Consider the following 328-nt stretch of genomic DNA (forward strand, 5'->3'; position numbering starts at 1 on the left):
CCCATCCAGACCCAGTTCCGGTGATTCCCGCACTGAAAGTGGTGGTGCCGTCCCACCGACCTATCGCGGCAGCGCGCACTCCGCTCGCAATCGCACTGCTGGAAAGGGTAAGAACGGCGATATCGTAGTCAGGGGCGCAGGTGAGGCAGTCCCTATATTGAGCGTGGACGGTGATCCTGCTGACTGGGACGCGCAGACCGCCGGAATTGTGGAGGTTTGAGCCTGAGCGGATGTTGAGCTGGGAGACGGCAGAAATGACACTGGGAACGACGCAATGGGCGGCGGTCAAGACAATTTGGGGGGCGATGATTATTCCTCCGCAGATCTG

The 328-nt window shown here is 60.1% G+C and carries 1 protein-coding gene; it reads right to left on the reverse strand.

The features are described from left to right. Positions 1-325: trypsin-like serine protease (locus QWY29_RS21105; protein WP_369292668.1), on the reverse strand; the 325-nt coding region annotated here is incomplete at its 3' end. Between the last annotated feature and the right edge of the window lie 3 nt (positions 326-328).

The sequence above is a fragment of the Nocardioides abyssi genome, assembly GCF_030412915.1.
Classification (GTDB): Bacteria; Actinomycetota; Actinomycetes; order Propionibacteriales; family Nocardioidaceae; genus Nocardioides; species Nocardioides abyssi.